This is a genomic window from Flavobacteriales bacterium (assembly GCA_020435415.1).
In the GTDB taxonomy this organism is placed as follows: domain Bacteria; phylum Bacteroidota; class Bacteroidia; order JACJYZ01; family JACJYZ01; genus JACJYZ01.
The window spans coordinates 1-9,045 of the sequence record JAGQZQ010000085.1; the positions used below are offsets into that span (position 1 = coordinate 1).

The 9,045-nt window shown below is 47.6% G+C and carries 10 protein-coding genes; 5 read left to right on the top strand and 5 right to left on the bottom strand.

Translation table 11 applies throughout. The annotated features are described in order from the left end of the window. On the bottom strand, positions 1-500 hold a 500-nt coding region (locus KDD36_12050), incomplete at its 3' end, for a UbiA family prenyltransferase (protein MCB0397384.1). An 88-nt stretch (positions 501-588) separates the two neighbouring features. Here KDD36_12050 and KDD36_12055 point away from each other — a divergent pair. From KDD36_12055 to KDD36_12065, 3 genes are all read left to right on the top strand, one after another. Beyond that, the gene (locus KDD36_12055; GenBank protein ID MCB0397385.1) at positions 589-1,197 is read left to right on the top strand and encodes a hypothetical protein; all 609 of its coding nucleotides are present in this window, start codon (positions 589-591) and stop codon (positions 1,195-1,197) included. 74 nt (positions 1,198-1,271) lie between these two features. Continuing rightward, positions 1,272-2,021 (top strand): rhomboid family intramembrane serine protease, encoded by a 750-nt coding sequence (locus KDD36_12060; GenBank protein MCB0397386.1) that lies wholly within the window; start codon positions 1,272-1,274, stop codon positions 2,019-2,021. After that, entirely contained in the window at positions 2,018-2,365 is a 348-nt protein-coding gene (locus tag KDD36_12065; GenBank protein ID MCB0397387.1) for a Rieske 2Fe-2S domain-containing protein, read from the top strand. Before KDD36_12060 ends, KDD36_12065 begins: the two co-directional genes overlap by 4 nt. A gap of 263 nt (positions 2,366-2,628) precedes the next feature. Here KDD36_12065 and KDD36_12070 read toward each other — a convergent pair whose 3' ends face one another. Continuing rightward, complete coding sequence (locus tag KDD36_12070) at positions 2,629-3,465, bottom strand: MBL fold metallo-hydrolase (protein MCB0397388.1); 837 nt, start codon at positions 3,463-3,465, stop codon at positions 2,629-2,631. A gap of 116 nt (positions 3,466-3,581) precedes the next feature. Between KDD36_12070 and KDD36_12075 the strand changes: the two genes are divergently transcribed. After that, complete coding sequence (locus KDD36_12075; GenBank protein ID MCB0397389.1) at positions 3,582-4,940, top strand: peptidoglycan synthetase; 1,359 nt, start codon at positions 3,582-3,584, stop codon at positions 4,938-4,940. On the opposite strand, the gene KDD36_12080 is transcribed toward KDD36_12075, so the two are convergent. Then, complete coding sequence (locus tag KDD36_12080; protein ID MCB0397390.1) at positions 4,937-6,949, bottom strand: hypothetical protein; 2,013 nt, start codon at positions 6,947-6,949, stop codon at positions 4,937-4,939. The genes KDD36_12075 and KDD36_12080 overlap by 4 nt on opposite strands. A 75-nt stretch (positions 6,950-7,024) precedes the next feature. On the opposite strand from KDD36_12080, the gene KDD36_12085 reads away from it, so the two are divergent. After that, positions 7,025-7,462, top strand: a complete 438-nt coding sequence (locus tag KDD36_12085) for a hypothetical protein (protein ID MCB0397391.1) — start codon at positions 7,025-7,027, stop codon at positions 7,460-7,462. A gap of 48 nt (positions 7,463-7,510) precedes the next feature. Here the strand turns inward: KDD36_12085 and maf are convergent, their stop codons facing one another. After that, positions 7,511-8,125 carry a septum formation protein Maf gene (gene maf, locus KDD36_12090; GenBank protein MCB0397392.1) on the bottom strand — a complete coding sequence of 205 codons (615 nt, stop codon included), beginning with the start codon at positions 8,123-8,125 and terminating at the stop codon, positions 7,511-7,513. After that, a partial coding sequence (locus KDD36_12095) for a geranylgeranylglycerol-phosphate geranylgeranyltransferase (GenBank protein ID MCB0397393.1) occupies positions 8,125-9,045 on the bottom strand: 921 nt, incomplete at its 5' end. The genes maf and KDD36_12095, both read right to left, overlap by 1 nt.

Here is a 9,045-nt window from a genome sequence, read left to right on the forward strand (position 1 = left end):
AAGGAAAATAGGATAGGTAATAGATTGAATGCACCGGTCACAGCCAGATAGGCGCCAATAGGTGCAAGGGATAATCCGAGCCCCAGAATAAGGTGGCACAGTGAAGTGAAACGTTTGGTGAGGCTGTAACCCAGGATAACCATTAACGCCACCGGGGATAAGGCAAAGCATAACGGATTGATCATCCAGGTAGTGGCAATGAACAACAGGCCGTTAACTATGACAAATAAAAGGGCGGATTGTGGTTTGATAACTCCTGATGGAATCTCCCTGACCGCCGTGCGGGGATTCTGTTCGTCGATCCGGCGGTCGGCATACCGGTTGAAGGCCATGGCGGCACTTCTGGCAAAGATCATGCATAGCAATACTTTCACTAAAAGACCTAGATCTGCGCTGATGCCTGAATGGGAAACCGCAAGGGTATAGCCAATCATCGCAAAGGGCAATGCGAAGATCGTATGACTGAACTTAACAAGAGACAGGTATTGCTTCACCATCATAATACGAGATGCATGGAACAAAAGTAGGAATTTCGCAGAAAAACAGACATGAACTGGCATTCGGCTCTCCGGCATGCTATCTTTGAATATGCTTCGTTGGTTCATACTCCTTGTTGTTCTCCTGGCAGGCGGTTCATCTGTAATGGGTGTTTCCCTGGCGGATGGATTGTATCCCACCTTTCTGTCATTCAAAGAAGGCAAGCCTATCCCTGTAGAACGGATCATATCCTCCAGTCCCAAGGGAGATATGAATTTCCTGAAACTGGAGGTGGAACGTAAGTACATCCAGTACAGGGATGATCAGGATTCGGTCAGGCAGATCCGACCTTCTGCATTGTTCTGTTATGTGTCCAATGGTACATTATACCTTCGGCATAACGATGCTTTCAACAGGGTGTCGCTTCCTGGAAGTATTTCCCATTTTACAGCCGTCTATACCGTTTACCGCGACCCGTACGACCCGATGCAACGGAACAACCCATCCAATTATTCAAGCACAGTAGAGCAATACATATTGGATGTTGAAGACGGGAAGATCTACTTTTTTAATATGACCAGTATGGAACATATTCTTAAACGGGATGATGGCCTTTACCAGGAGTTCATGGCATTGAAGAAATCCAAACGGCGCAAACTGCTTTTTGTGTTCCTCAGGAAGTATAATGAGAATCATCCGTGGACAGGTAATAGGAATTAAGAATTAAGTATGAAAATGCATCGGAGAAACGGCAGTCTCACTTCATTTTTAATTCTTAATTATTAATTAAGCAAATGAATCGGATAGAGAAGATAAAGATCAAATACAGCATTATATTTCCGACGCTGTTTGTTGCATTGTTGTGGGGTATTTGGTTGGTGATGGACGCCCTGGAAATGGATCCGGCTCCTTTGGGAATGAGCCCACGTACCCTTTCGGGTCTGATCGGAATTTTAACGTCACCGCTGATGCATGATCCGACAGACCTGGATCATCTGATCTCCAATTCATTTCCTTTGCTCGTTTTGGGTGGATGTACCTATTATTTCTACCGAAGGGTGGCCTTTAAGGTATTCTTTCTCATTTATGCATTGCACGGTATCCTGCTATGGTTGATGGGGCGACCATTGATCCACATCGGCGCCAGTGGCCTGGTTTACGGGTTAACATGCTTTCTTTTCTTTGCAGGCATACTTCGGAAAGACCGGACCTCGGTTGCAGTTGCCATGCTGGTGACATTTCTCTATGGCAGTATGATGTGGGGCATCTTCCCTTTACCCAATCACGTATCCTGGGAGGCACATTTGTTTGGCTCGGTGATCGGGTCGCTCTGTGCTTTTCTGTATTGGAATGTGGATCTTCCACCTGAACCCGAATGGATGCATGAGGAAGAAGAGGACGATGATGACCATCCTTATCCCCCGGGTGATCCCATGCATCATCCACCAACGACACACCTCCATGCACCACCGCTTCACGTGACCTATCGCATTGTTCCGGGAAGCCAGAAGGAGGGTAGCCATCCCCAAAAGTCAGACGAATGAAGTTTGTAAATAAAATAGAATGGGTGCAGGTTTACCTTGCTCTTGAGGCTGCGGAAAGACGCATTCCCTTGAATGGTTCGGAAGAGGTTCGCATTGGCGCACGTTCATTTTGCATGACCCGCACACCCGACGGCATTTTTGCCCTCGGACCCAAATGTCCCCATCAGGGTTTCAGACTGGCCGGCGGCAAATGTGAAGATGGCATGCTGGTATGCCCCCTGCACAGATTTGCATTTGATGTGAAAACCGGAAAGGGCCACGGAATGCACCTGGATACTTTCCCCGTTGAGATCCGGGAAGACGGGGTCTATGTAGGCGTGGAGAAGACGGTTTGGGAGTGGTGACTTACTAAAGCTTCTGGGTTGCATTGCCCGCCGAAGCTTTAGCGAAGGCGGGTGACTTCTGGTTTCTGGTTTGTAGTTTGTAGTTTGTAGTTTGTAGTTTGTGGTTAGTAGTTATGGCCCTTCGTTTTGAGGTGGACTGCAGGTCCATTACGAAACCCCGAAGGGGTGACATTATTATAGGAATGACATCGTTATGCCACGTTTATTGCGCAACCCCGAAGGGGTGACATGACGTTCATCAATCACAAACCACAAACCAGAAACTACAAACTATTTAAGTCAAACACGTCCTTCATTCGCGGTCCGCGGTCCGTCATTTCAAGGGTGCAGCATTCATGCTGGGGATCATGTTCGAAAAACAATACATAATCTTTCTCCACCGCTTCATTTAAAAATTTGCCTTTTTCTTCAAGGGTGATGAGGGGACGTACGTCATAGCTCATGACATACGGCAGGGGGATGTGACCGATGGACGGGAGCAGGTCGGCCATAAATACCACAGTACGGTCTTTGTATTCAAGATGCGGGATCATCATAGACTCGGTATGTCCATCCACCATCAATACCGACATGCCCGGAAAGATGACATCACCTTCTTCCACAAATTTCAATTGCCCGCTTTCCTGGATTGGTAGGATGTTTTCTTTTAAAAATGAGGCTTTCTCCCGGGCATTGGGGTGTACCGCCCATTCCCAGTGCGCTTTGTTAGACCAATAGGTTGCGTTGGGAAAAGCAGGCTCGAAGTCGTTCTCTCCTTTGCGTTTAATGCTTCCGCCACAGTGATCGAAGTGAAGGTGTGTCAGGAAAACATCGGTAATATCGGTGTGATGATAGCCGAGCTTTTTTAACGATTTCTCGAGGCTGTCATCGCCATGGAGGAAATAATAACTGAAGAACTTTTCGCTTTGTTTGTCTCCCAGACCATTGTCGATCAACATCAACCGATCGCCTTCTTCCACCAGCATACAACGCATGGCCCATGAGCACATGTTGTTGTCATCAGCCGGGTTGCTCCGGTTCCAGATACTCTTGGGCACAACACCGAACATGGCACCGCCATCCAATTTGAAATTTCCTGTGGGTATGGAATATAGTTGCATGATGTAGACTTTGAATTGCTAAGGTAAAGAATAAGAGAAATTGAGTACGCTGACATTTCGGAGAATTACTTGCGAAGCTGAATTTTTCTAACTTCAATCCGATAAATGATGCCACAATGAAAGTACATTTTATAGCTATCGGAGGAAGTGCCATGCATAATCTTGCATTGGCGCTCCATAGCATGGGAAATGAAGTGACAGGTTCGGATGATCAGATCTTTGAGCCATCCAGAACACGCCTTGAAGTTGCAGGACTCCTCCCGGAGAAGATGGGATGGGATCCCACCCGTATTAATAAAGATGTGGATGCAGTGATCCTTGGTATGCATGCAAGGCCAGACAATCCGGAGCTACTCAAGGCACAGGAAATGGGTATGAATATATACTCATATCCGGAATACATCGCCCATGTGGCAGCAAATAAAAAGCGGGTGGTGATCGGCGGCAGCCACGGCAAGACGACTATAACGAGTATGATCCTGCATGTGCTGAAATCGGTGAATATGGATTGCGACTACCTTGTTGGTGCACAGCTGGAGGGCTTTGACCGTATGGTGAAGCTAAGCGACGCCCCGTTAATTGTGATTGAAGGAGATGAGTACCTGTCGTCCCCGATAGACCGCAGGCCGAAGTTTCACTGGTACAAACCACATATCGCCCTGGTAAGCGGCATTGCCTGGGATCATATCAATGTCTTCCCCACCTTTGAAAACTACCTTGATCAGTTCCTGCAGTTCATCGCGTTGATTGAAAAAGACGGCGTGCTGATCTACAATAATGAAGATGAACATTTAAGAGCCCTTGTTGATGGCATGACAAATGACATCAGGCTGGAACCCTACGGTTGCCCGGATCATGATATCAGGGATGGCAAAACATTCCTTCGTACGTTGCATGGATCTGTAGAATTACAAGTATTCGGACGTCATAACCTTCATAATATCAATGGTGCCTATCACGTGTGCTCGGAACTGGGGGTATCGGATCCCGACTTTTTCAAGGCCATTGCTACTTTCCGGGGAGCGGCAAAACGACTGGAACTGATAGCTTCATCAGATAATGCGACGGTGTACAAGGATTTTGCCCATGCCCCGTCCAAACTCAAAGCGGCCGTATCTGCTGTGGGCGAGCAATACCCCGACCGAGAACTGGTAGCTGTTATGGAGTTGCATACCTTTAGCAGTCTGAATAAAGATTTCCTGAAGCAATATACAGGCACTATGAATCCCGCCGACCGGGCATTTGTATACTACAATCCGGAAACCCTCGCCCATAAGAAACTGGAGACGATCTCACCGGATCAGGTAAAGGAAGCATTCGGCAGGCCGGACCTCGAGGTCTACACGTCGTCCGGTGATCTTCTGAAAACATTAAGGAATATTTCCTGGAAAGGAAAAAACCTGTTGCTTATGACATCAGGGAACTTTGATGGGGTAGACCTGAATGCGTTTGGAAAGGAAGTTCTGGCAGACTAAACCTTTTTACCCGCAAAGAAGATAATTCCCGCGAGGGTCAATCCACCGAATGCATAGCTGATGATGGGTGACATTCCGAGACCTGTCAGCAACGTACCCGCAAGCAAAGCAACACCGCCAACGGTGGCTGCATAGGGCAGCTGTGTCCGCACATGGTCAATATGGTTACAACTGGTAGACAGTGACGAAAGAATGGTCGTGTCACTGATGGGTGAACAGTGATCCCCTAACACCGCACCTGCCAAAACACATGATACCACATTGTAGAAGATAGGCATGGTTTCCTCCAATGTATAGGCCTGATCCTGGCACACCGACCAGGTCGCGCCCAGGATAAGCGGGTAAAGAATGGCCATGGTTCCCCATGAACTTCCGGTGGAGAATGCGATGACCGCTGCCATCAGAAAAGTGATTGCCGGAAGAAATCCCGGATCTATACCGCTTGATAGCAAGCTGCCGGTGATAAAGTCAGCGGTATGTAAATCCGTGGTTACCGATGCGAGTGCCCAGGCCAGAATTAGAATAATGATGGAAGTGAACATCGCTTTCATCCCACTCGTTGCCGCAGAAATTGACTCTTCAAGGTTCATGATCTTTTGCGAAATGCTTAACACTATTGCGGTGATGACCGCGCCAAGGGATGCCCACATCAATGCTTTATAGGAATCTGCATTCCCGATCAACAGGCCAATTTTCTCAAAGAAATTCTCCGGTGGTTCTTGCATTTCTGACATGGCAGCCAGCACGTCGACAATGCTATCTGACAAGGGTGCGATGCCTTGATCTGCAAGTGCACTGATCGTACCGTCTAATCCCGTACTTAGCAGGCCTGCAATGGCGCCGAGGATCAGAACAAGTAGCGGGAGCAGTGCATTATGCATGGCAGGTATCGCTCCCTTGATCACCTCGAATTGTTTCATCTCATCCGAGGAAAGCCGTTTGCTGTTCTCGCTTTCGACCTGACCGTGGTTGGAGGCGCGCTGCTCTGCCTTGAACATTGCTCCAAAATCCCTGCCGCTCATGATGAGTAGAAAGATAAAGAACAGGGTAAAGATGGGATAGAAAGAATAGGATAGGGAAGAGAAGAAGATGGAATAGCTGCTTTCGGTGATTCCGGTGGATGCCACCCCATCCTGGATATAGCTGAGTTCAGCGCCGATCCAGGTGGTGATAAATGCAACGGCAGAAACCGGAGCTGCCGTAGAGTCCACAATATAGCTGAGCTTTTCTCGGGATATTCTTAACCTGTCGGTGATGGGACGCATGGTATTACCTACCACGAGGGCATTGGCATAGTCATCAAAGAATACGGCAATCCCCAATATCCAGGTGACCATTTGTCCCGACTTTCGTGTCGACGCATATTTCGAAAGTCTGTCCACAATGCCCTGCATGCCGCCGTTCCTGGAGATCACGCCTACCATGCCTCCGATCGTTAGGGAGAATACAATGATGGATGCGTGGAAAGGATCCGCAAGCGCATTGATCACATAGGTGTCTATGAAGTTGAGGATACCTTTAAGGATGCCGAGGGCTCCCTGGGTGAAATATCCGAAGATCATGCCTCCGAGAACACAGCCGCTGACAAGGGCGATGATCACTTCCTTGAAAAGCAGTGCAATGATGATGGCCAGCAGAGGGGGGAGGATGGAATACCATAAGGGCATAGGATGGATGCCCTGACTGTATTGAAAGTTTCCGATGCTGATCTGGCAGTAGGTGTTCTCACTATGAAAGGTATGTTCTATCGTAGCATTTCCGTCATCCGAGAAAGTGATATCTACCGTTTCTTCTCCGATAAGTGCGGATACGGTATTGTTATTATTCACCAGATCCGGATGGGAAAGGTCCTTGGTGCTGACCTTAATGATCGTCGGTTCGTCAGCAAGGATCAGGTCGGGAATGGAGATGGTAAATTGATCGCTGCTGAATCTAACCGCATAAGCCGGTATGAAGTTCAGGATCTGAACCAGGAAAAATAAAACGAAAAAATATTTACGCTGGCTCATATGTTTTGCGTTGGCAGCTCACTCCACTTTTCTTCTTATATTGTCACTCCGTTAACCATCAAATATCCAGTAAATATGAAAAAAATCAATGGATTGAAGAATTTGACCGTGATCTTTGCGGTAAGTCTATGTGCATCATGTGGTTCAGGTGATAACGATAGCGACAATGGGGTGCTTGAAGAAGATCGCGTCGAAGCCGTTGCTCCTGAAGAAGAGACTGTTTATGGTACTGCATTCACAGGTGGAAGCAGCATCGAGATTGCTACGTTTATGGAGTTACTGGAACTTGGCGGGGAAGATCAGAAAGAGTTAAGTGTAACCGGTGTTGTAAAACAAGCGGGAAACGATATCATTCTTGAAGGAGAGAACGGCTCGACGATTTCAATGACAGCCACGGATTTTAGTTTGCCCGAAAGCATGATCGGTCAGGCCGTTGAAGCAATGGTTGTTGCCAAACGCGGTGAAGCGGATCAATTTTCATTTGAAACTTCAGGAGTGCAAAAGGTTAATTAATTAAGAATGAAGAATTAAGAATGAAAATGCACCGGTGATACGGCAGCCTCACTTCATTCTTAATTCTTCATTCTTAATTCTTAATTCCCTTAAGGCTTTGTAAACTTTGGCCGTAGGCAATCCCATGACATTGGTGTAAGAGCCTTCGATACGGTCGATAACGACATGACCTATCCATTCCTGGACACCATAGGAGCCGGCTTTATCAAATGGTTTGTAGGTGTCCACATACGTCTCGATTTCAGTTTGTGAAAGCTCACCGAAATAAACTTTGGTTAGGTCCGAGAAATCATGGTAGCGATCCGTATCTCGCAGGGTCACACCCGTGATCACCTCATGCATTCTTCCTGAAAGTTCCTGAAGCATACGTATGGCATCATCCCGATCCATAGGTTTGCCAAGTACCTTTCCATCCAGCAAAACAATGGTATCTGCAGCCATCACAATGGTATCTTTCTTTAACAGCTCCGAAGGAAATGCAGAAGCTTTCAGACGGCTGAGGTACACAGCGATCTTGTCTGTTTCCAGATCATCGGGCCACACCTCCTCAACATCTACCGGCGAGACAGAAAAGGGTACATCCATTTCTTTCAGTAATTGGGAACGTCTTGGTGAGGCGGACGCCAGGATCAGGTGTTTGGAATCCGGCAGGATGGAAGGCATTATTGCAGACTGTACCATATCACAATTGTATAGAGCAGACCCAGCACCATGATCCACTTGGACCATGAGCTTGCCCGGTGATATTCCCGTTGTTCTTTTGCACGGGTTATCATGATGAACAGAGCAGTCAGCGGTAACTGAATCAGGAAAAGAAAATAATAAAAGCTGGTGTTATCTGCAGCCCTGTATTGTTCCTTCATAACCACCCCGGCGCATATGATAATGACAATGGTTAAGATGAGTGCCATCCCACGGGCAACACCTTTTCCTGCTATCAACGGCAAGGTGCTCAACCCGGCGCTCAGATCACCCTGATAGTCTTCCATATCCTTGACGATCTCACGCACCCAGGTAAGAAGGAAAGCAAAGAGGGCATAGCCCCAGATAAAGTCAAAATTGAACCAGTACAATTCCAGTTTCTTAGCCTCGTACATCCATTCGTACATCCCTGCGAGCAGGGGTATGAGTCCGGATAATGTGGCCACGATCAGGTTGCCTACGATCGCGGTTCCCTTGAAAGTGCTGGAGTAAAACCAAAGAAGACCACATACCACGAGTTGCACAAGGATCAGGTTAAGCATATCCAGCTCCAGGGCCGGATAAACCGCCAGAAGTAAACCTGCAACATTGAAAGCGAGATAAATATTCATGACCGCACCTTCGGAGATGCGCTTACCCACAACCACCTTCTCCGGTTTGTTCACCGCATCTGCATCACGATCGAAGTAGTCGTTGATCATATTGCCTGCCGCTGCAATGAACAGGGTAGAGGCAACGAGTAACCAGAAACTCAACGTGCCCTGTTGCAGTTCGATCTCATTGACTGCGAGCATAGGTGCGATCAGCATATACCGGATCAAAGCCATGGTAGCGGCAATGATCATAAGGTTGGGCCAACGGATCAGTTTAAGGAGTGCGCC

Excerpts from the sequence above, each read along its gene's own strand:
- KDD36_12055 (MCB0397385.1), top strand. The coding sequence starts at position 589 with ATGCTTCGTTGGTTCATACTCCTTGTTGTTCTCCTGGCAGGCGGTTCA.
- KDD36_12065 (MCB0397387.1), top strand. The coding sequence starts at position 2,018 with ATGAAGTTTGTAAATAAAATAGAATGGGTGCAGGTTTACCTTGCTCTT.
- KDD36_12085 (MCB0397391.1), top strand. The coding sequence starts at position 7,025 with ATGAAAAAAATCAATGGATTGAAGAATTTGACCGTGATCTTTGCGGTA.
- KDD36_12070 (MCB0397388.1), bottom strand. The coding sequence starts at position 3,465 with ATGCAACTATATTCCATACCCACAGGAAATTTCAAATTGGATGGCGGT.
- KDD36_12075 (MCB0397389.1), top strand. The coding sequence starts at position 3,582 with ATGAAAGTACATTTTATAGCTATCGGAGGAAGTGCCATGCATAATCTT.
- maf (MCB0397392.1), bottom strand. The coding sequence starts at position 8,125 with ATGCCTTCCATCCTGCCGGATTCCAAACACCTGATCCTGGCGTCCGCC.
- KDD36_12060 (MCB0397386.1), top strand. The coding sequence starts at position 1,272 with ATGAATCGGATAGAGAAGATAAAGATCAAATACAGCATTATATTTCCG.
- KDD36_12080 (MCB0397390.1), bottom strand. The coding sequence starts at position 6,949 with ATGAGCCAGCGTAAATATTTTTTCGTTTTATTTTTCCTGGTTCAGATC.